17 protein-coding genes are annotated in these 20786 nt (G+C 62.7%); 7 read left to right on the top strand and 10 right to left on the bottom strand.

Annotation, left to right across the window (positions count from 1 at the left end):
- Window positions 1-37: 37 nt before the first annotated feature.
- The 6 genes from CF68_RS03090 to CF68_RS03065 form a co-directional block, all read right to left on the bottom strand.
- Window positions 38-1024 carry a tripartite tricarboxylate transporter substrate binding protein gene (locus tag CF68_RS03090; RefSeq protein WP_035815950.1) on the bottom strand — a complete coding sequence of 329 codons (987 nt, stop codon included), beginning with the start codon at window positions 1022-1024 and terminating at the stop codon, window positions 38-40.
- Window positions 1025-1043: 19 nt separating this feature from the next.
- Window positions 1044-2066 carry an Ldh family oxidoreductase gene (locus tag CF68_RS03085; protein ID WP_035816001.1) on the bottom strand — a complete coding sequence of 341 codons (1023 nt, stop codon included), beginning with the start codon at window positions 2064-2066 and terminating at the stop codon, window positions 1044-1046.
- Between the two features lie 67 nt (window positions 2067-2133).
- Window positions 2134-3081, bottom strand: a complete 948-nt coding sequence (locus CF68_RS03080) for a tripartite tricarboxylate transporter substrate binding protein (RefSeq protein ID WP_063832548.1) — start codon at window positions 3079-3081, stop codon at window positions 2134-2136.
- A 133-nt stretch (window positions 3082-3214) separates the two neighbouring features.
- Complete coding sequence (locus tag CF68_RS03075; protein WP_035815949.1) at window positions 3215-3460, bottom strand: hypothetical protein; 246 nt, start codon at window positions 3458-3460, stop codon at window positions 3215-3217.
- A gap of 90 nt (window positions 3461-3550) precedes the next feature.
- A complete protein-coding gene (locus CF68_RS03070) occupies window positions 3551-4972 on the bottom strand; it encodes an FAD-dependent oxidoreductase (protein ID WP_035815947.1) in 1422 nt (473 codons plus the stop codon).
- A gap of 281 nt (window positions 4973-5253) precedes the next feature.
- Window positions 5254-6165 carry a LysR family transcriptional regulator gene (locus CF68_RS03065; RefSeq protein WP_035815945.1) on the bottom strand — a complete coding sequence of 304 codons (912 nt, stop codon included), beginning with the start codon at window positions 6163-6165 and terminating at the stop codon, window positions 5254-5256.
- A 202-nt stretch (window positions 6166-6367) separates the two neighbouring features.
- Between CF68_RS03065 and CF68_RS03060 the strand changes: the two genes are divergently transcribed.
- The 7 genes from CF68_RS03060 to CF68_RS03030 all read left to right on the top strand — a co-directional run bounded on the left by CF68_RS03060 (window position 6368) and on the right by CF68_RS03030 (window position 16266).
- Entirely contained in the window at window positions 6368-7951 is a 1584-nt protein-coding gene (locus CF68_RS03060; RefSeq protein ID WP_035815944.1) for an MFS transporter, read from the top strand.
- Window positions 7952-8273: 322 nt separating this feature from the next.
- Window positions 8274-9095 (top strand): 2Fe-2S iron-sulfur cluster-binding protein, encoded by an 822-nt coding sequence (locus CF68_RS03055; RefSeq protein WP_035815943.1) that lies wholly within the window; start codon window positions 8274-8276, stop codon window positions 9093-9095.
- Window positions 9082-10074: a xanthine dehydrogenase family protein subunit M gene (locus CF68_RS03050; protein WP_035815942.1), complete on the top strand. Its 993-nt coding sequence runs from the start codon at window positions 9082-9084 to the stop codon at window positions 10072-10074. The genes CF68_RS03055 and CF68_RS03050 overlap by 14 nt, the downstream gene beginning before the upstream one ends.
- Window positions 10075-10090: 16 nt before the next feature.
- Window positions 10091-12283, top strand: coding sequence for a xanthine dehydrogenase family protein molybdopterin-binding subunit (locus tag CF68_RS03045; RefSeq protein ID WP_035815941.1), 2193 nt, complete (start codon window positions 10091-10093; stop codon window positions 12281-12283).
- A 40-nt stretch (window positions 12284-12323) separates the two neighbouring features.
- Window positions 12324-14732 carry a membrane-bound PQQ-dependent dehydrogenase, glucose/quinate/shikimate family gene (locus tag CF68_RS03040; protein WP_051591373.1) on the top strand — a complete coding sequence of 803 codons (2409 nt, stop codon included), beginning with the start codon at window positions 12324-12326 and terminating at the stop codon, window positions 14730-14732.
- Window positions 14733-14772: 40 nt separating this feature from the next.
- On the top strand, window positions 14773-15834 hold the full coding sequence (locus CF68_RS03035) for an XdhC family protein (RefSeq protein WP_051591372.1): 1062 nt from the start codon (window positions 14773-14775) through the stop codon (window positions 15832-15834).
- 78 nt (window positions 15835-15912) lie between these two features.
- Window positions 15913-16266 (top strand): cyclophilin-like fold protein, encoded by a 354-nt coding sequence (locus CF68_RS03030; RefSeq protein WP_084187044.1) that lies wholly within the window; start codon window positions 15913-15915, stop codon window positions 16264-16266.
- 53 nt (window positions 16267-16319) lie between these two features.
- On the opposite strand, the gene CF68_RS37620 is transcribed toward CF68_RS03030, so the two are convergent.
- From CF68_RS37620 to CF68_RS03015, 4 genes are all read right to left on the bottom strand, one after another.
- On the bottom strand, window positions 16320-16781 hold the full coding sequence (locus CF68_RS37620) for a molybdopterin cofactor-binding domain-containing protein (protein ID WP_200872517.1): 462 nt from the start codon (window positions 16779-16781) through the stop codon (window positions 16320-16322).
- 8 nt (window positions 16782-16789) lie between these two features.
- Window positions 16790-17446 carry a hypothetical protein gene (locus CF68_RS37615; RefSeq protein WP_051591370.1) on the bottom strand — a complete coding sequence of 219 codons (657 nt, stop codon included), beginning with the start codon at window positions 17444-17446 and terminating at the stop codon, window positions 16790-16792.
- A gap of 193 nt (window positions 17447-17639) precedes the next feature.
- Entirely contained in the window at window positions 17640-19184 is a 1545-nt protein-coding gene (locus CF68_RS03020) for a class I SAM-dependent methyltransferase (protein ID WP_035815937.1), read from the bottom strand.
- A 129-nt stretch (window positions 19185-19313) separates the two neighbouring features.
- Window positions 19314-20651, bottom strand: coding sequence for a cytochrome c (locus tag CF68_RS03015; protein WP_235205655.1), 1338 nt, complete (start codon window positions 20649-20651; stop codon window positions 19314-19316).
- Window positions 20652-20786 lie beyond the last annotated feature (135 nt).

Genomic DNA, 20786 nt, shown 5'->3' with positions numbered 1-20786 from the left:
ATGATCGAAAGAAACGGCTGCGCGCACCCGCCTTGCCTTACCTGGCTTCGATATGCGCCGCCTTCACGACTCCAGTCCAACGCTCAACGTCCTTGACGAGGAATGCGTTCATGTCCGCGCCGTTTGACCCGACCGGTTCGGCGCCTTCGGCGACGAAGCGCTTCCTGACATCGGGCATCTTCATGATCTTTTCGACCTCGTGGCTGAGCAGTGCGGCAACGTCCTTCGGCATGCCGGCCGGCCCCACCAGGCCATACCACCCGCCAGTGTCGTAGCCCGGCACACCCGCCTCCGCAATGGTCGGTACATCTGGCATCAACGGCGAGCGCTTGCCGCCCGTGACCGCCAGCGCCCGGACCTTGCCAGCCTTGACCAGCGGCAAGGCGGTCGGAATCGTCGGAAACGAGAGATCGACGTGACCGCCGACCAGGTCGTTGATTGCCGGCCCCGAGCCCTTGTATGGAACGTGATCCAATCGGATGCCGGCCATCACCTGCAACAACGCGCCAGAAAGGTGTCCCGGAGACCCATTGCCCGCGGAAGCCTGCGTCAACGGGGAAGAGCGTGTGCGCGCCAGTGCCAGCAGTTCGCCAAGGTTCTTCGCCGGCACACCAGGATAGGTGACCAGAACATTGGGGACAATGGCAAGCAGGGAGATCGGGGTGAAGCCCTTGACCGGGTCGTAGTGCACCCGCTTCGTCAGCAGTGGATTTGTCGTGAGCCCGATCGAAGACAGCATCAATGTATAGCCGTCTGGTGGCGAACTCGCGATGGCATCGCTCGCGATCAATCCGTTAGCGCCAGGTCGGTTTTCCACCACCACGGGCTGGCCCAGTGCAGCGGACAATTTTTGTGCAATCAGACGTGCCGCGACGTCGGTAAAACCTCCCGGCGCGAATCCGACCAGGATCTTCACAGGCCGGTTGGGATACGGGCGTTGCGCCCAGACGCCGCCGGCTGCCGAAGCGAGCGTCAATGCCAGTGCCGTGTTCAACCACCTTCTGCGTGAAAAATGCTGGCTCATGCCTGTCTCCTGCCGGATGTCAGTTGGTCAAAGTCAACTGCTGCAAGCGTTCTACGACGCGCTTGTTGACGAGAATGCCTTGTCTGCGCCGGAGCTCCCGCTCGCGAAAGCCTCGCTCGGACGGAATGCGGATTTCCGCTACACCGGCTTGCCGCGGAAGTCCCCTGATCCTGGCAAGGAGTTCCTCCATTTCCGACCTGAACTGTTCAGCGGGCATCAGGAGTTCCGGATTGAATGCCACGAAGAGGTAGCCAAAATCGCTGACGTCGCCGTTTCGCATCCGGGCTCCCGCCATCAGTCCGAGCGCCTGGACGGCGATGGACAGGCCATACCCCTTGTGCCCGCCGAAGGGCAGCACACCGCCCTCCAGCAATTCGCTCGCTACGCGCGTCGGTTCGCCGTGCTTGTCGATACCGACGACCTCATGAAACGCCTCGCCGAGAAATGCCTTCATGAGGAGCTCGCCCGACATGACCGAGGCGGTACCCATATCAAAGATGAACGGATCGACCTTGCCTGGCAGTGCAATCGCGAGCGGATTAGTGCCCAGCGCCTTGCGAACGGCCCCGGGTGGCACCACGGTGGGACTACTGCTGCCAAAGTAAAGCGTGGCAAACCCCTCCCTGGCGATCTTCTCCAGATAATAGGCATTGCGCCCGGCAAACCAGCTATTGCGCAGGCCGACGATGGCAATGCCGGATTGCCGTACCTTCTCGATAACGACCTCGACGGCACGATTGAGGGAGATGTAACCCACATTGTTTCCGCCATCGAGCAAGGCCGATACCGGCGTCTCCCGTACGACCGATACCGGCGTACGCGGCTTCTTCAACTCAGGCCTTTCAGCAATCACGAGAATCCGGGGCAAACCCGCGAATTCATAACCCCACGTGGCAGCGTCAACCAAATGCGCTGCGATCACCGCAGCCTCTTCCGGCGTGTAACCGAGCCTGACCAGCGCGTTCATGCCGAGCGCGCTTGCTTCGCCTACGCTCATTCGAATGGTGTCGTCGTTGTCGGTATCCAGCAGCGTTTCGGTCATGGTATTGAGTCGAGTATCGATGTTGAGAGGGGGCGAGCGGACGTAAGGGTTGACCGCGCACATCGCCTCATTCCACTTGGAGGTTTACCTTCTTCACCACTGGCCTCCATTTCGCCAGTTCGCTCGTGATAAAGCGGGACAGCTTCCCGGGATCGCCCCCGACGATCTCGTAGCCGGCTTCGGCAAGCTGCGCACGCACCTTCGGATCCGCCAACGTCTTGTTGAATGCCGCATTGAGCCGGGCGATCATCTCGGGCGGGGTTCCCGTGGGGACCAGAACGCCATTCCATGAGCTCACGTCGAAGTTCGGCACACCAGATTCGGCTATCGTCGGTACATCTGGCAGAACACTGGTCCGCTTTGACGTCGTGATGCCGATCGCACGCAACTTCCCGGACTTGATTTGCGGCCCGAGGACGACCGGTACGCCGATCAGGGCATCGATTTCCCCCGAGAGCAGCGCGGTCAAGGCGGGCCCGCCGCCTCGATAGGGCACGTGCAGCATGTTGGCGCCGGTCATCGAAGCAAGCAGCTCACCACCAAGGTGGCCAATGGATCCTGGCGCTGAGGAGGCGTAGGTCACCTGTCGCCTCTTCGAAAGTTCAACGAGTTCCTGCACATTGCGAACCGGCAGGTTGGCGTTGACCACCAGCACCTGCGGGACCAGCGTCAGGAAGATTACCGGCGCGAAGTCATCTTCCTTAAAAGGCATTTTCGGGAACACAAGCGGATTGATCGAATGCGTCGCCGAGTATGCGAACGTCAGCGTGTACCCGTCCGGAGCCGCTTTAGCCCCCGCTGCAGCTCCAATGTTGCCCGCGGCACCCCCTCGGTTGTCGATCACGACGGGCTGGCCGAGGATCTCGGCCAGGCGAGCATGCAGTATCCGCGCGAGCAGGTCAGCGCCCCCACCCGGCGGCCACGGGACGATCCAGCGGATGGGCCGGTCCGGATAGGACTGCGCCGCACCGGCCGTCGCCGTCATCGCCAGGATGCAGGCGAAGGCCGCCGTCATCAGCCGCCGAACCACTACACGAAGCCGCGCACCGCTGGCGCTGGCCGAAGAGAAGCATCCCATCATTCGTGGCCACCCCAATGAAAAGTCTTGCGTGTCAGTTGACTTGGCGCCATGCGTTGCGCCACACGACTCACTTTGGCAGCAGCATGTCAACGATGACCCGCACCAGATCGACATAGCTGCGCATGATCAGGTAGAGGAACATTCCGCCTAGTGCGCCGGCAATGAGGAAGGCAGACGAGCCACCGTTGGCCCAGAACAGCAAGGCACCGCACGGTGGGCACAAGGCAAGTAGTAGAGCGAGTACGTTGCCGTGGTTGACGAGGAAATGCAGCGCCGGGAATGTCGGGGCCGCTTGGTCGGTGTGAGCCTGCATATGTGGTACTCCGCTATCGAGAGGAAGTTCGGCGCTGTGACGAGAATTTGTCACGGCATTTGATGACATCAGATAAGGTGCGGCGGCGATTCACGCCGGCACCAGCGTCGACGCGATCGCATTCGCCGCACGCAAGGCAAAGACCGTGGAACGGCTGAGCCCGCCGATGTACGCGACTTGCTCGCGCTCGCCGCCACCTTCGATGCCGCCTGTGGCACAGCCGGCCGCATACAAATTCGCAATCGGCCGGTTGACAGTGTCGAGCACTCGCCCGTCAGCATCTATCGCGATCCCGCCCATGGTGTAGGTGATGCCGGCACAGAGCTTCACCGCGTAGAACGGGGCCTTGCGGATCGGCCAGGCCTCGTAACTTCCGGTGCTGCGCGTCGGCACCAGGCTGTCGGTCGCGCCGCTGTTTACGGCGGCGTTGTACTGCGCCACCGTCTGCTGCAGGGCGTCTGTGGGCAACCCGACCTGGCTTGCGAGGCTGCCGAGGTCGGTAGCGGAGTAAAGCGTGCCACCGCTCGACACCAGTGTCGGATTGGCTGGAATCAGATACTCACGTCCCGGCCCGTTCCAGATGTCCGCATCGAAGATCACGGTTGCGCCCAGCGGATCCGCCTGCGCCGCGATCGTATTAGCCATGGTCACGCCGCCCAGACCCTCGTTCATGAACCGCCGGCCGGTCATGTCGACGACGATCCCCGCCGAACAGACGAAATCCATCATCGGGAAGGGCCACAGGTCATCGTTGTGCATGGCATCCTGCGCCAGCACATGGCCATAGAAGCGGCTTAGTCCCACTAGCTTGGCTCCGGCGTCCCGCGCCATGCGCAGCCCGTCGCCGCGGCCGGTCTGCGCGTTCCGCTGCTTGAGCTTCTCTGGCGCGGGACTGATAAATTCGCGCAGCAAGTCCATGTCCGAATGGAATCCGCCGTCGCAAATCACGACCGCCCTTGCCTCGATGGCGACAGGGCCCGTGGTGCTCTGCGCATGCAGACCCACACAGGCGCCGTCACGCATGGTCAATGCGGTGGCGCGAACGCCTTGCAGAATCTTGCCGCCGTGCCTGGCGACACCGCCGGCCAGGGTGCGAAGCAGTACATCGCCACCGCGGCCGACCCAGTACTCACGGCCACGCGTAGCAATGGGCGGTGCCAGCGTATGTTTGCGATATGACTCGTGCCCTACCTTGATAAAGCGAACGCCTTGCCGTTTAAGCCATTGCGTGGCCTCTCCGATATCGTTCGCCAGCGCTTCGACCAGTTCGGTGCTTGCGGAGTCGCCGGTGCGGCTTGTGATGGCGCCCAGGATGACCTGCGCATCGTCGGCCACGTCTTGGTGGGCAACATGGAACGCGCCACCAGCCATGCGCGTGTTGCACATGTACTTGTCCGACTCCCCTCGTTCCAGCACCAGCGTGCTGACCCCCTGTTCCGACAAGCGCAGCGCCGTCGTCAGGCCCGCGATCCCGGCGCCGACTACGGCGACATCGGTATGGATGGAATTCATGCAAACTCCCCAGTTGAAGGTGGTGCCCACACTGGCCGGCCTGTCGTCAGGCAGCAGCAGGTGACGAGCCCATTCTAGGGTTGTGGTCCCATCAGAATCGCGACCCAGTCTTTAAGTACCTTCAACTGCAGGTTGATAGTAGAGGTCAGATTTTCCTGGAGCTGAGTGCCGAAATCGCTCCGCGCAAGCTCCGGGCTATGCGCATAGGGCTTCGCGAAGAAATCCGGAAAAAGGCCACGCACCGCTGCTGCAGTGCTCGATCACCGTTGCGCCGAGACAGCTCATTCTTGCCTCAGGTCGGGATGCAGGCTAAGCACCTGATACAGGAAATCCGCCATCACGCGGATTTTCCTGGGTATCTGGTTACGCTGCTGCATGTAGATGGAATAGCTGAGTTCTCCGTCGACCTGTCCATCCAGCACCGTTTCGAGCCGCCCGGAGCGCAGGTATGGCATGACGCGGTAGCGCGTGAGCAACCCGATGCCAGCGCCACTTAGCATGGCCTCGATGAGGCTGTCGCCATCGTTGGTGACCAGGCACGCCCGTGCCTGGCTGGTAACGATCTCGTCTCCGCGCCGCAGCCGCCATGGCCGTACCGCGTTCGTCACCCAGCTGCGGAGGTCGATCCGGCGATGGCGCGCCAGATCCTCGATTGTCATGGGCCTTCCGTGGCGCTGCAGGTACGCCGGGGAAGCACAGAGGACAAATGGTGATGTCACCACACGGCGCGCGATCAGCGTGGTATCGGGCAGCGGGTGAGGCAAGACGCCGACGTCGATGCCTTCGGCGACAACATCGGGAATCCTGTTCTGGACGATCAGGTCAACCGACACGCGCGGGTACTTCTCCAGAAACCGCCCCAGCGCGGGCGCGATGAAGCGCGAAGCCATGCCGACCGGTGCAGCAAGCTTGACCGTGCCGAAGACTTCTTCAGAAGCGTCACGCATGCGCTCCACCTCATCGTCGATCGAGCGAAAGGCGTCGACACAGGTGCGGTAGAAGCTGGCGCCCTCTTCGGTCAGGCTGATCTTCCTGGTACTCCGGTTGAGAAGCCGAAGCCCGACCCAGTCCTCGATCAGCTTGACATGAATGCTGGCGGCCTGCGGCGTAATCCCCAGTTCCCGGGCCGCACGGCTGAAGTTGCCAGTCTGCACGATCCGGATGAAGGTATTGATACCGCGAACACTCTCCATGATGTACAGGTCACAATCGCGACCTCTCCGGCGTAGAAGTTCTTGACGAACTGCCGCCCCCCGGGGGCGGGTCTCCTGTTTTTTCACAGTTCCAGTAATTGGAACGTGGTTTGCTATTTGGAACCATGGTACCATAGGCCGTATCGCCGGGTCATAGGGTATTCGCCCATATCCGCACCGACTGCTTGCCAGGGCAACACAGATGAGACTACCTGCCGCATTGATGCCGCTCGAAGGCCCCGTATTCCGGAGCCTCTGGTTTGCCTGGCTGGCGGCAAACATGACAATGTGGATGAACGACGTTGCCTCGGCCTGGCTGATGACAACGCTGACCGACAGCGCGGTAATGGTCGCGCTGGTCCAGAGCGCGAGCACCCTGCCGGTATTCCTGCTCGGCCTTCCCAGCGGAGCGTTGGCTGACATCACAGACCGGCGCCTGTATCTGGCTTCGACCCAGCTATGGGTCGCGGTGATGGCCCTGATCACTGCTGCGCTTGCGTTTGCCGGCGCGCTGACCGCAGAACTGTTGCTGATCCTGACCTTCCTTAATGGCATCGGACTGGCCATGCGCTGGCCGGTCTTTGCCGCGATCGTGCCGGAGGTGGTAAACAGGGAACAGCTTCCGGCTGCACTGGCCTTGAACGGGATCTCGATGAATCTGTCCCGCGTCGTCGGTCCGACCGTCGCCGGCGCGTTGCTGGCCGGCGCCGGCACCGCCTGGGTGTTCGTGCTCAACGCCTTTGTTGCCGCTGGGGCGCTCGTCGTGATCCTGCGCTGGCGTTCCGTCAAGCGTCCGACAACGCTGCCGGGAGAGAGATTTCTCGGTGCGGTCCGCATCGGATTGCAGCATGTGCGGGAATCGCCGCGGATGCGGGCGGTCACCTTGAGAGTTTTCCTCTTCTCGTTGCAGATGAGCGCCCTCGTTGCGCTGCTGCCCCTGGTGGCGCGCCGGCTGAGCGGCGCGGGCCCGGGCATGTTCACGCTGCTGCTGGCGGCAATGGGGACGGGCGCCATCGTCGCCGCAATGCTGCTGCCCCGATGGCGGGCAAGGCTCGACCGGGATCAGATCGTCGTGTGGGGTTCCCTAATACACGCCGCGGCGAGTGCCGGTGTAGCGCTTGCACCTTCAGCGTGGATCGCCCTTCCGGCCATCTTTACGGTCGGCATGGCATGGATTTCTACGGCGAACACGCTGTCGACAGCGGCACAGTTGGCGCTGCCGAACTGGGTACGCGCGCGTGGCATGTCGGTCTATCAGATGGCGCTGATGGGCGGCACCGCCCTTGGCGCGATGCTGTTCGGCAATATCGCCGCCAGCTTTGGGGTGCAGGCCGCTATCGTCTCCGCGTCGGCCGCCGGTACGCTGCTGATCCCGTTTGTGCGGCGCTGGTCGGTGGGCGGCAAGGATGTCAACCTTGACCCCGTCCCGACCAATGAGGTGCTCGAGCCGGTGTCCGGCGTCCACCCTGACGAGGGCCCGGTGATGGTGACGGTCGAATACCGGATCAACCCAGCCCATGCCGCCGCATTCGTTGAAGTGATGCAACTCACCCGCGCAGCTCGGCTGCGCCGCGGCGCGCTCTCCTGGGGGCTTTTCCGGGACACCGCGAGCCACGGATGCTATCTCGAGTATTTCCTGCATGAGAACTGGCTCGAGCACCAGCGCAGACTTGAGCGATATACCGCCGCGGACGCCGAACTGCGCGAGCGCCGACTGGCGTTTCACATCGACGAACGGCCCCCGGTGCACCGGCGCTATGTCGGGGACCAGCACCACCACTTCTGACAAGCGGATCGCTTGCAGTAGGAGCAGCGCAGGCAGTGCCAGCAAACAGCCTGGTCCTTGCCACCGCCAGCCATTTTATCTGCGTGCGCGGGTAAGAGCCCGGTCTCATTCGTTAACCCAGGCTGATTACGCCTATAAGAGGTACTAATGAAAGATTCGGACAATAATCTTCGACAGTCCCACCCTCGCTGCAGTGCTTGAGCGTTCAGTACTTCGTTCGCAAAGCCGAAGATTCTGAGATCTCCCATTGCAAGCAGCAGCCTGCCGGTTTTGGGAGAGCACATCCGTCAAAAGCCCCCGGCGTTCCAGAAAGGACCTTGCCATGTCACATCCATTCGAGATCGACCCGTCGGAGGAGATGAACGCCGACGAAGCAGCGCTCCTGAACGAAATGCCCGCACTCGTCGGCGTCGGCCAGTCGCGGCGCGAGTTCATGATCCACTCCGCCGCCGGCGGCATCGGCTTGTTCGCGGCCAACCTCCTCGCCCAAGAGTCGGCGCTGGCACAGATGCCGCTCGCCACGGACGCGGCGACGGCCCCGATCAAGGCGCAGAACGTCGTCAAGGTGACGCTGCAGGTCAACGGCGCGCCACAGACGCTCGAACTCGACTCGCGCGTCGTGCTGCTCGACGCCTTGCGCGAACGCCTGGGGCTGACCGGTTCCAAGAAAGGCTGCGACCAGGGCCAGTGCGGCGCCTGTACCGTGCTGGTGGATGGCAAGCGCGTCCTGTCCTGCCTGACCCTCACTGCGACCCTCGAAGGGCGCGAGGTCACCACCATCGAGGGGCTGGCGCGGGGCGACCAACTGCACCCGGTCCAGTCGGCCTTCATCAGGCATGACGCCTTCCAGTGCGGCTACTGCACGCCTGGACAGATCTGCTCGGCGGTCGGCCTGCTGGACGAAGCCCGGCGCGGGCATGTCAGCCATGTCACCGCGGACGTCGGCAAGACCACGACCCGGCTGACGGACGACGAGATCCGAGAACGCATGAGCGGCAACATCTGCCGTTGCGGTGCTTATCCCGGCATCGTCGCCGCCGTCCAGGAGGCGCACTCGGGGCGTCAGACTGCCCAGACCTGGGAATTCGCGACCGAGACGCAACTCGCGTCGGTCAGAAAGGAGCGCGGCCATGAGACCGTTTGAGTATGTGCGGGCGGCCGATGCCGCCTCCAGCGTCGCTGCCGTCGCGGCCGTCGCGGAAGCGAAGTTCCTCGCCGGCGGCACCAATCTGGTTGATCTGATGAAGGAAGATGTCGAGCGGCCCACGCGCCTGGTCGACATCACGCAACTGCCGCTGCGGCAGATCCAGCGCACGCGCTCAGGCTTGTCCGTCGGCGCCCTGGCGACCAATACCGACACCGCCAACCACCCCCTGATCCGTGAGAACTACCCCCTGCTGACACAAGCCATCGTCGCCGGTGCCTCCGGGCAGTTGCGCAATATGGCCACCAATGGCGGCAATTTGCTGCAGCGCACCCGCTGCAACTACTTCTACGACACGGCGACGCCGTGCAACAAGCGCGAGGCCGGCAGCGGCTGCGGCGCGCGCGAGGGCCTGAACAAGATCCACGCCATTCTGGGCTGGAGCGACGCCTGTGTGGCCACCTATCCCGGCGACATGGCCAACGCGTTGTACGCGCTCGACGCCAGCGTTCGCATACGTACGCCGGACGGCCGCGAGCGGCTGATCCCCATCGCCGAATTTCATCGGCTGCCGGGCAATACGCCACAGCGGGATAGCAATCTCGAACATGGCGAGCTAATCCTCGCCATCGAGCTTCCGGTATCGGCGGCAGACTTCGCGCGCAACTCGCACTACCTGAAGGTGCGGGACCGGACCTCCTACGCCTTCGCGATGGTCGCGGTCGCTGCCGCCCTCCAGCTCGACGGCAACACCATCCGGCAGGCACGCGTCGTGCTGGGCAGCGTCGCGCACAAGCCCTGGCGCAGCGCCGAGGGCGAAGCCGCGCTGGTCGGGCGGCGCACCGGCGAGGACACCTTCAGGCGGGCCGCTGAAGCCGCGCTGCGCGACGCGCGCCCGCTGGCGCACAACGCCTACAAGGTGGAACTGGGCCAGCGCTCCATCGTGCGTGCGCTGATGCGTGCCGCACGGATGGCCTGAACACAAGGAAAATCGCATGGCACGCTATCTGGGTAAAGAAACGCCTCGCGTCGACGGGGTCGCTAAGGTCACCGGCAAGGCCAAGTACACGGCCGAATTCCAGGTCCCGCATGTCGCCTACGGCTTTCTCGTGCTGAGCACGGTGGCCAAGGGCCGGATCACCGCGATCGATACCCGCGCAGCCGAGCAGGCCGCGGGGGTCATCCGCGTCCTCACCCATCTCAACGCCGGCCGGCTGGGCAAAGCGCCTGCGGCCGGCGAGCCGCCGCAATGGTCCTGGCCGCTGCAATCGGATCGGGTCTTCTTCAACGGCCAGCCGATTGCACTGGTCGTCGCCGAGACCTACGAGCAAGCCCGCCATGCCGCACGACTGGTCAAAGTCTCCTACCAGGCAGAGCGGCACGTCACCGACCTGGAAGCGGTGCTGAACCATGCGCGTATCGAACCCAAGGACGGCGGGAAGCCCCCGCGGGGCAACCCGACCGCCGCGATGAAGACCGCGGCGGTCAAGGTCGAGGCGGAGTACCGCATCCCGATCGAACACCACAACCCGATCGAGCCGCATGCGGCCATCGCCTTCTGGGAGGGCGACCAGCTCACGATATTCGACAAGACCCAGAACGTCTACGGTGTCCGGCAGCACCTGGCCGATGGCCTGGGCATCCCGGCCGACCATATCCGCGTGGTCTCCCCATTTGTCGGTGGCGCCTTTGGCGCATCGCTAAAGCCCAACTATTATCCGTCGCTGACGGCCCTGGCGGCGCGCGAGCTCAGGCGCCCGGTCAAGGTAGTCTACACGCGCGCCCAGATGTTCACCGGGCACGGCTACCGGCCCTACACGTTCCAAAAAGTGGCCCTGGGCGCTGACCGGCGCGGCAAACTGTCCGCCATGATCCATGAGGCCGTCCACAGTACATCTTCGTTCGAATCGTTCTCCGACAACACCACAGGCTTTATCAGGCAGGTGTATGCCTGCCCCAATCTCCATGCGCCGCTGAAGGTTGCAGCGACCGATCTCGCCACGCCCACGTGGATGCGCGCGCCCGGTGCGGTCAGCGGCATGTTCGCCCTGGAGAGCGCAATGGACGAACTGGCCTATGCGCTGAAAATCGACCCGCTTGAACTGCGCCTGATCAACTACGCCGAGGTGGACCCGGAAAGCAGCAAGCCGTTCTCCAGCAAGGCCCTGCGCGAATGCTACCGCCTCGGTGCCGAGAAATTCGGCTGGAAGCACCGCAATCCTGAGCCGCGCTCGATGCGCGACGGACGCCTGCTGGTCGGTTGGGGTATGGCGTCGAGCGTCTGGGGCGCGTTCCAGCAGCCCGCGAGCGCGCGCGTCACCTATCGTGCCGATGGCACCGCCAGCGTGGCCAGCGCGACCAGCGACATCGGACCAGGCACCTATACCGTAATGACCATGATCGCGGCAGAGTTCCTGGGCCTTGACATGAACCAGGTGAAATTCGAACTCGGCGACACCCGGCACCCCCGGGCGCCGGCACAGGGAGGCTCGTGGACGACCTCCAGCGTGGGCTCCGCGGTGCGCGGTGCGGCGTTGACCATCGCCGCACGACTTCTGGACCTGGCGCAGCAGGATGCGGGCTCGCCAATGCGAAACGTGCAAGCTGCGGATGTCGAGATGCTCGATGGCCGGTTGCGCCTGAAGAGCGATCCGTCGCGCTCGGTTGATATCGCCGGTCTCATGCGACGCGCCGCCACGAACGAAATCACCGCGGTCTATGACTCGAAGCCCTCGCCCGAGCGCGAGAAGTTCGCTTCGCTCGCCCACGGAGCCCAGTTTGTCGAGGTGAAGGTCGATCCGGACCTTGGCACTGTCAAAGTCACTCGCGTGATAGAGATCACCGCCTGCGGCAAGATCCTCAACCCGCTGGCCTCGCATAGTCAGGAAATCGGCGGCGTGGTTTGGGGCATCGGCATGGCGCTGGAGGAAGCGACCGAGATCGACCACCGCTACGGCCGCATTATGAACGCGAGCCTGCAGCACTACCACGTGCCGGTAAATGCCGATATCCACACCATCGAGACCATTTTCGTCGAGGAGGACGACACCATCGTCAATCCGCTGGGTGTGAAAGGCATGGGCGAGCTAGGCATGGTAGGCATCCCGGCGGCCATCGCCAACGCTGTATACCACGCAACCGGCCGGCGCATCCGCGACTTGCCGATCACGCCAGACAAGCTCCTATGACGTCAACCAGCGAGACGGCGCGTCGGCCGGCGGACATCGGATGCTGAACCCTCCGCCAACAGCGCCGCGTGCGTGGCCACGGCGGATCGTTGCGGCGATCCTGCTTACCTTTGGCCTTGCGCTCGCTGGTGGCGGCGCAGTACTGGTGGCAAGCGGAGGATCCGTCTACTACGTGCTGACAGGCCTGGCTTTCGTCGCCAGCGGACTACTGCTCTGGCGCGGCGATGGGCGCGGCGTGTGGATCTATGGCGCGATGCTGGTTTGCACGGTGGCCTGGAGCCTATGGGAAGTCGGCCTTATCGGCTGGCAACTCGCGCCGCGGCTGATCGCGCCCTCTGTCCTCGCCGCATTGCTATGCCTGCCTTCCGTCAGACGGCTCGCGCCGCGCACGCCTGCACCATGGCGCGCGCGGGGCTGGCTGGTCTTCAGCGGCGGCCTGGCCCTGGCGGTCGCGCTCGGAGTCGCCAGCCATGCCCTTGGCCCTGGCGTCCCCGAAATTCCGGCGATGCGGCGCGGCTTGCAGGCACAGCTACCGACCCGCCTGCCCCAACCGCTGGCGCGGATAGATCGCGACGACTGGCAGGCATACGGCAACGACCAGGGTGGCACGCGATTCAGCCCCCTCACCCAGATCAACACGTCCAACGTCTCTCGCTTGACCAAGGTCTGGGAAGCCGAGATGGTGCCAACCGTGCCCGGCCCCATGAACGCCCTGCAGGTAACGCCCATCATGATCGTCGACACGCTGTACGCCTGCGATGGCAACAACGGCGTTCACGCATTCGACGCCGAGACCGGGCGCGTACGCTGGCGGCGTAACGTCTCCGACGGCCAGCCGCCCTCCGGCAAACCCTGTCGCGGCGTGGCGTACTACAAGGTTCCCGACGCCAGTGGTCTCTGCGCCGAGCGTATCTTCGCGCCAAGCCACAACCCGACGCTGGCCGCGCTGGACGCAAAGACCGGCGAGCCTTGTCCGGGCTTCGGCAAGAATGGCCTGGTGAACCTGCAGGCGGGAATCGCACCCTATCCGCACGGACTGTTTTACGTCAGCTCCGCCCCGCAGGTGATCCGCGGCAAAATCGTGGTCGGCGGTGGCATCCCGGACGGTCAGTACTGGGGCGGCCCTTCTGGCGTCATCCGCGCTTTCGACGCAGTGACCGGCGAACTGGCCTGGGCCTACGACGCCGGTGTGCCGGAGCGGACCGGTGCGCCGCCGCCGGGGCAGGTCTACACGCCCTCCTCGCCCAACAGTTGGGCACCGATCAGCGCCGACGAGACACTAGGCCTGGTCTACCTGCCGATGGGTAACTCGACGCCGGACGCCTTCGGTGGGCAGCGACGCCCGTTCGACGAAGAGATCTCCAGTGCCGTCATTGCGCTCGACGCCGAAACCGGCCGGCTGCGCTGGCGATTCCAGACCACGCACCACGACATCTGGGACTACGATGTCGCCTCGCAGCCTACCCTGGCCGACCTTCCAACCCCACAGGGCGTGCGGCGCGCGTTGATCCTGCCGACCAAGCGCGGCGAGGTCTTCGTGCTCGACCGCGAGACCGGCGAGCCGATCAGGACGGTGCAGGAACTGCCAGCGCCCCAACAAGGCATTGCCCCGGGCGAGCGGCTGGCCCCGACCCAGCCGGCATCCGTCGATCTTCCGGCGTTCCGCGGCCCCCAGTTGCGCGAGAAGGACATGTGGGGCATGACGCCCATCGACCAGATGCTCTGCCGGATCATGTTCAGGCGCTCCCGCTATGAAGGCATGTTCACGCCGGTCACCCTTGGCAAGACCATCCTGATCGACCCCGGCTCCATGGGCGGAGTCAACTGGAACGGCGTGTCCCTCGACGTCGATCGGGGCATCATGATCGTCAACTGGACGCAGGTATCCGATCGGATCGAACTGGTCACGCGAAATGAGGCAACACGCCGCAACTTCAAGATCGCCCCCGGCCTGGACGCCGGCGGCCAGGCCGAGCAGCCGATGCTGGGCACGCCGTATGGCGCATACCGGACGAACTTTCTGTCGCCGCTCGGGGTTCCGTGTACTGCGCCACCGTGGGGCCTGATCGGCGCGGTCGATCTCAATAGCGGGAAGCTTCTCTGGTCGAAGCCACTTGGCAAGCCGCGTGACATCGGACCATTGGGATTGCCAACCATGATACCGATCACCATCGGCACACCGACGGCCGGTGGCGCGGTGACAACGCGGGGCGGTCTGGTGTTCATCGGCGGCGCTGCCGAGCACACCTTTCGGGCCCTGGACATCGCCTCTGGCAGGGAGCTGTGGAGCAGCCGTCTTGCGACTAGTGCTAATGCAACACCGATGACTTATCGCAGTCCAGCCAGCGGGCGCCAGTTTGTGGTGGTCGCCGAAGGGGGCCGGCCGCACTACGGTACGAAACCAGGAACAAAGCTGGTCGCGTATTCGCTGCCTGCGGCGAAAGAGTGAGAATCCGGCAAACGCAATATGCCTGTTTGGAAGAATTGACATGGAAAACATCGACGTCATGGTCCTGCGTGCAGCGCGGGAGTGGCTCGCGGCAGGGCAGCGCGTGATGCTGACGACTGTCGTTAGGACATGGGGATCGTCCCCACGACCCGTAGGCGCCATGATGGCGCTGCGAGAAGACGGACGGGCGGTCGGCAGCGTCTCCGGCGGCTGTATCGAGGATGACCTGATCCACCGCTACACGACCGCCTATGGCGGCCCCGGCATGCCGCAAGTTCCAACCGGGATCGTGCGCTATGGCGTGACCGCGGACGAAGCACATCGCTTCGGCCTGCCTTGCGGAGGAACGCTGGAACTCACGCTGGAGTTCATGCCATCCCATGACACATTGGACGAGCTCGTCAGCAGACTGGAAAACGGGGAGCTTGTCCGGCGTACGCTGAACTTGGCCGACGGTATCGTGCGCCTGGAGCGTTCTGCCGAGCCTGAAGCGCCGCAGTTCAATGGCGAGCGCCTGGTCAATACCCTCGGCCCCGAGTATCGCATGCTGTTGATTGGCGCAGGTGCCCTCGCCGAATACGTCTCCACGATGGCCGTGTTCAACGGCTTTTCGGTGACGGTCTGCGACCCTCGAGTCGAATACATGGGAACCTGGTCATTGCCTGGTGTATGCAAAGTGACGCAAATGCCCGACGACGCTGTGGTGGCCTTTCGTCCGGACCGCCGCAGCTGCATTGTCGCGCTCAGCCATGATCCGAAGCTCGACGACCTGGCCCTGCTCGAGGCGTTGCGCAGTCCGGCATTTTATGTCGGAGCGATTGGCTCCCGGCGCAACAACCAAATCCGCCGCGACCGGCTGATCGCTCACTTTGGCGAAACGGAAAAGTCTCTGGAGCGGCTGCGCGGCCCCGTTGGTCTCTACATCGGCAGTAAGACACCTGCCGAGATCGCAGTGAGTGTCATGGCCGAAATACTCGCGGTGAAGAATAGCGTGGCGCTGCCCAGGGAGATGAAGGTCGCGGTGGCCAAGCAACGGCACGAATACGCGATTGGAACCAGCAGTGAAGATCGTCACGCATCGTCAGCTCTTGCCATTAGTTGAATTCAAGGAGAACATCAAATGCGGAGGTTGCTTTCCCTGCTCTCTGCCAGCCTCATATTGATGCCGGCAGGAAATTCCATGGCTCAAGAACGAATCCTGATTTCCTCTGCATGGGGGAATGCAACCGCCACCCTCGCCAGCAATGAGGCAACCCGCTCGCTGCTGCAGATGTTGCCGATCACGATCGAAATGCGAGATCACCTCCGTCAAGAGAAAACCGGAAACTTGCCGTCGCCCCTGCCAGAGGTACCTCGCCAGCGCGATTTTTCGAAGGGAACGCTCGGACTCTGGGGATCCGACCACTTCGTTATCTATTACCGAAGCGGCCGCGTCCCGCAACCCGGGATTGTGGTGCTTGGTCAGGTCGAAGGCGACATTTCGATGTTTGACCGCCCTGGTCCGGTCACGGTACGTGTGGAGCGTGTCAGATAGATTCACGATATGCACCATCGCTGGCGATCCAGCGATGGTGCCATCCACTCCGCTTATCCTTGATTGCCGGTAGGCTCTTCCGTTGCGCTGGCTGCCTCCAGAGCGATAGGAATCCCCTTGTCGTCGAGCCCTCCGCGAAATCGAACGGCGGCCATGGACCGCCAGGCATCGCGCAGGAACTCGTCCTTACGACTCCAGACTACCTTGACGGGACGCCCAATCTCCTTAGCCAATTGGATCGCTTGTAGAGAGACCACAGCGGTCTCACAAAGAAAGTGCCGTCCGTAGAAGCCACCCAACAAGGGCGAGTGAATGAGAATCTTATCGGGGGGCATGCCGGCCTGCTTAGCAATAGCGGCCTGGCACCTTTCCGGCGCCTGGTTCGGTACCCATAGCTCAAGCGTGCCGTCCGGATTGAATCGGGCAAGCACCGAAGGCGGCTCCAGCTGTGCGTAGGAGAAGGACTGCCCCTGATTCAGGTCGGTTGCACTGGCAACCACATGGGCCTTCGGCAACGCATCTATCACGCTGCCAACGACTTCGCATGGATATCCCCGTCCGCGTTAGGAAGCTGGGCGCCCAACGCCGTTGCGAAGACATCGGCGGGCATGTAGCGCGCGTTGGCGTCGGAGCCCGGATCCATCCAATCAATCTGGACGGCTTCGGCTCCGCCCTTGGCGTCCCGCCAGCCTTCAGCGACAACCGCAACCGCGCCAGGCAGGCGATGGACCGAGTGCACGCTCCTCATCTTCCTGACCTGGTCTTCATTGCGGATGGCACCGAGTGTCATGCCTAGCCGCGGCGCATACTGAACCGCAGCCTGTAGCATACCCTCGACGCGGCTGTTGGCCCCATAGATGACCTTTCGCGTCGAATTCTCGTACACATCCAGGCGCCGAGTCGGCTTGCCGCTCCGGCGGTCCCTGAATTTCACGATGGCGGGCTCGGGTACCGGCAGGCCCGTGACCTGCGGCGCGAGCTGCTCGCGACTCAGCGACCGTCCGGAAGCTTCATGGATTACCCTACCCGGCGCGGTGGTGAGCGTATCGACGGGAACGCCGAGTTGGACCGATGCATCCTGCAGCAGCATTCGGCGCATCAACGCGCCGAGGCGGCGCATTGCCGAATAGCTCATGCGGACAGACATGCTGCCATCGGTAAGCCTCATGCCGCTGTCCATGAAGTTGTATCTAGCTCCGGCTGGTGCGTTCAAAATGGCAGCAACGCGGCGAGCGCAATGGCCGCAGGGCGATCCTCGTTGAGGTCATCCACGTGCGTAGTTCTTCAGGTTTTGTGATGCCCGCCCCGGAATCGGGAATAACGCGCTTCGCACGGCGATACGCTTTCCCAACAAGTAGCGGTGCCATTGAAGGTCATAGCGCGATCAGTGCCATAAAAACCGGCAGATGCTTACGCGTGAAGACTTCAGCCAGCGGCTCAATGCAAGCGATACTTTCGTCCCGTGTGTCGAGACGGCGCCCATCTTTCTTGAGTTTTTCCCCGATCCTTTCAAGCGTCTCCCATACGAATGCAGCGATGTCGCTGGCTGATCGCAGGCCCTTCTCCAGTGCCAGAATGAAAAGCTGGCAGATGTGAGGTACGTGAATGCCGCCTCCGGTGACCGGCGAGGCCAAGTATTCCAGCTCCGTGGTGACGAGGGCGCGACGAAGCACATACCGATTGAGATGCCTTGACTGCTCCACCGTTTGCGCTGTTGGCATTTGAGCAGGGCTCACAAACCCCGCGCCAACCAGAACAATGATGGCTCTGACAACGTCGTCGAATGCAACGCCCGCCAATATCGGGCTCGCGAGCATTTCCGAAACCATCTTTGGTCGATAATCGTCCTGGCAGAGGAGATCGGCGATGGTGCTCGGGACGGTGTCCTGAAGCGACACATGCCCGAGTGGAATCTTTACTTCCTTGGGCAGGTCCTCGCGCGGCGTGGTCATGACGAATCTTTCATTGCGCCACCGTTCACGGAGTTCGGGCATCGGAATACGTCGGGGGCCCTTGACGAAGATGTCACTTCTGAACCGCTCGTTGACCATGTGGTCCCGCGCTGACTCTCTGAGGATAGGGTCGCCAATAGCTTCCAGCGTCCTCAAGCCAGTGTCCGTGAACCGAAATGCGTCAATATTGCTAAGCAAGCGTGCGGAGGCGGCAAATTCGAGCTTCGCCCGTCCCATCGCTGTAGCGACGTCCGCAAAGCCTGCAAGCTTCCAATCTTGATTCAGGAACTCATGGGCAATGTAGTTCGGACTGAACTCACCGTTCTTGAGCTTATCGAGGTACTGCGAGGCCACAGGGTTGTCGGCCAGATAGACAGGCTGCGCCTCGAGAATGTTGCGGGCAAACTCGATACAGCGAACGATCGCTTGCTCCTGGCCCGCCCCGCGCTCATGACGCTCTGCGCAGAGGGAGAGCAATTCGCGTATGGGTAATAGGGGCGCCCAGCCAGGGAGGCAATTGTAGCTAACGAGCACGGCTCCACCGACTTTCAGCTTGGTGCGCAGCAGCTTGAGGATGATCTCCCGGTTTTCTTCCGAGACCCAGCTCCAAATTCCATGCAGCGAGACCACATCAAACTCGGGAAGCTCCGGGCGAGCCAGGAAATCTTGGAAAGAGTCATCGTGCAGACTCACTTTCGCACCCGAAGCGTCAGCCATCGCACGCGCACCCGCGGCATGCGCTGGATTGAAATCGGTACCCCAGAAGCTACCTTCGCTTGCTGACGCGTGGAGATTGATCGATAGGCCCTGACCATATCCAAGTTCGAGATAGTGAAACCCCTCGCCGACCACGGGCGGCTCGAACCCTCCCGATAGACAGGCCATCCGTATCTGGAGCGGGTTCAGCTGGGAATAGTAGCCGTACGTGTAGGCCAGGCCAGTAAAGTAGCCGTCAGACCAGCTCATAAGTCTTGTCCGTTCGCGTTAATGTGCCCTGACTCTTGTACCGAGGGCGGCCAAGCCACTGACGGCTGCCGTGCAGACGAGAGGAATACGCCGAGCATGGCGCCATCAGTGGTGTTTTGGTCGGCGCCCTCAACGCATCTGGAGAATGATAACGTTGCTGCTTGCCGGGTTGGTTCGATCGCGTAGTTCCCTGACGTCTTCTTCCCTGACCGCGCCACCTTTGTTCCCCCAGGAGGTCCGGACAAAAGTCAGCACGTCTGCAATCTCCTTATCAGAGAGCTGATTGCGGAACGGCGGCATGCGGTAAGCATCGGGCACGCCGCCGGCAACGACCCGCCCCGACCCATTCAGTGTCACGTTGATCGAGGAAGCCGCTTCCTTCACCGTGGAAGAGGTAGCGCCTGCCAGCGGGGGAATCCATTGACCTTGCCCACGACCATCCAGCGCATGACAGGCGCTGCACTTGGCCACAAAGGTTTGCGCGCCAGGCACTCCCAATCGCTGCTCAAGTCCGAGGTGCTCGTTGGAGCTTGCCTGATACTGCCACGGATCTCCGTCACGTTTGGGATCTCCTGGCAACGATTTGAGGTAGTGTGCAACCGCCTTCAGATCATGGTCCGTCATGAACTGTGTCGAGTTATTGACCACTTCAGTCATGGTGCCGAAGACAACAGCATGCTTGTTTCGACCTGACTTAAGAAACTGAACGACCTCTTCTTCACTCCAGCGGCCAATCCCGGTACTGCCACCGGCGCGCAGACTCGGGGCATACCAACCATCCAGAAGCGCGCCGGAGAGAAAGAGCGGATGACTTTCATCGAGTGCCTTTTCGTTCATCGCGAAGCCGCGTGGCGTATGGCAGCTGCCGCAGTGACCAGCGCCTTGGACGATGTACGCACCGCGATTCCAGAGTTTGGCATCGACACCGGCCGGTGCCTTGTCCTCGTAAGCCGCAGTCTCCGTGAAGAGACTGTTCCAAATTGCCAGCGGCCAGCGCGTGTTCATCGGCCAGGGTATCTCGCCAGGCTTGTTTTCCTGCTTGGCGGGGCGAACGTCGTGCAGGAAATACGCGTACAGCGCACGCACATCGTCGTTGCTGAGCTTGGCGTACGATGGATAAGGCATCGCCGGATAGAGACGACGGCCATCGGGCGTGACACCATGCCGCACAGCCCGGTCGAAATCAGCCAGGCTATAGCCCCCGATGCCAGTCTCCTTGTCGGGAGTGATGTTCGTGGCGAAAATCGATCCCAGCGGCGTTCCCATCTCGTGACCGCCGGCAAATGGCTTTCCGCTCGGCGTGCTGTGGCACGCAACGCAGTCACTGAGCCGCGCCACATACTCGCCTCGACGGACCAGTTCGGCAGACGGCGCCTCCGGGCTGAGTTCCCCATCGAAGGGGGATGGGGGAGTTCGGGTCACAAACCACGTCACGCAGCCGGCCACGGCGAGGCTGGCCAGCAGCATCACGACGACTCTTCTGAACCTTGATTTCATGTCGTGTTGGTATCCGATAATGGCGTCTTTTCTACGCGTCAAATTTGTAGTGCGAAAGCGGCATGCTGCGAATGCGCTGGCCGGTCAGATGTGCGACCGCATTCG

It is taken from the genome of Cupriavidus sp. SK-4 (assembly GCF_000611125.1).
GTDB lineage: Bacteria > Pseudomonadota > Gammaproteobacteria > Burkholderiales > Burkholderiaceae > Cupriavidus > Cupriavidus necator.
The sequence above is the reverse complement of the archived record's forward strand: the minus strand, read 5'-3'. Positions and strand labels throughout refer to the sequence as shown.

Excerpts from the sequence above, each read along its gene's own strand:
- CF68_RS03030 (WP_084187044.1), top strand. The coding sequence starts at position 15,913 with ATGGCTCAAGAACGAATCCTGATTTCCTCTGCATGGGGGAATGCAACC.
- CF68_RS03015 (WP_235205655.1), bottom strand. The coding sequence starts at position 20,651 with ATGCTGCTGGCCAGCCTCGCCGTGGCCGGCTGCGTGACGTGGTTTGTG.
- CF68_RS03045 (WP_035815941.1), top strand. The coding sequence starts at position 10,091 with ATGGCACGCTATCTGGGTAAAGAAACGCCTCGCGTCGACGGGGTCGCT.
- CF68_RS03055 (WP_035815943.1), top strand. The coding sequence starts at position 8,274 with ATGTCACATCCATTCGAGATCGACCCGTCGGAGGAGATGAACGCCGAC.
- CF68_RS03035 (WP_051591372.1), top strand. The coding sequence starts at position 14,773 with ATGGAAAACATCGACGTCATGGTCCTGCGTGCAGCGCGGGAGTGGCTC.
- CF68_RS03065 (WP_035815945.1), bottom strand. The coding sequence starts at position 6,165 with ATGGAGAGTGTTCGCGGTATCAATACCTTCATCCGGATCGTGCAGACT.
- CF68_RS03040 (WP_051591373.1), top strand. The coding sequence starts at position 12,324 with ATGCTGAACCCTCCGCCAACAGCGCCGCGTGCGTGGCCACGGCGGATC.
- CF68_RS03050 (WP_035815942.1), top strand. The coding sequence starts at position 9,082 with ATGAGACCGTTTGAGTATGTGCGGGCGGCCGATGCCGCCTCCAGCGTC.
- CF68_RS03020 (WP_035815937.1), bottom strand. The coding sequence starts at position 19,184 with ATGAGCTGGTCTGACGGCTACTTTACTGGCCTGGCCTACACGTACGGC.
- CF68_RS03060 (WP_035815944.1), top strand. The coding sequence starts at position 6,368 with ATGAGACTACCTGCCGCATTGATGCCGCTCGAAGGCCCCGTATTCCGG.
- CF68_RS03070 (WP_035815947.1), bottom strand. The coding sequence starts at position 4,972 with ATGAATTCCATCCATACCGATGTCGCCGTAGTCGGCGCCGGGATCGCG.
- CF68_RS03085 (WP_035816001.1), bottom strand. The coding sequence starts at position 2,066 with ATGACCGAAACGCTGCTGGATACCGACAACGACGACACCATTCGAATG.
- CF68_RS03090 (WP_035815950.1), bottom strand. The coding sequence starts at position 1,024 with ATGAGCCAGCATTTTTCACGCAGAAGGTGGTTGAACACGGCACTGGCA.
- CF68_RS03075 (WP_035815949.1), bottom strand. The coding sequence starts at position 3,460 with ATGCAGGCTCACACCGACCAAGCGGCCCCGACATTCCCGGCGCTGCAT.
- CF68_RS03080 (WP_063832548.1), bottom strand. The coding sequence starts at position 3,081 with ATGACGGCGGCCTTCGCCTGCATCCTGGCGATGACGGCGACGGCCGGT.
- CF68_RS37615 (WP_051591370.1), bottom strand. The coding sequence starts at position 17,446 with ATGGACAGCGGCATGAGGCTTACCGATGGCAGCATGTCTGTCCGCATG.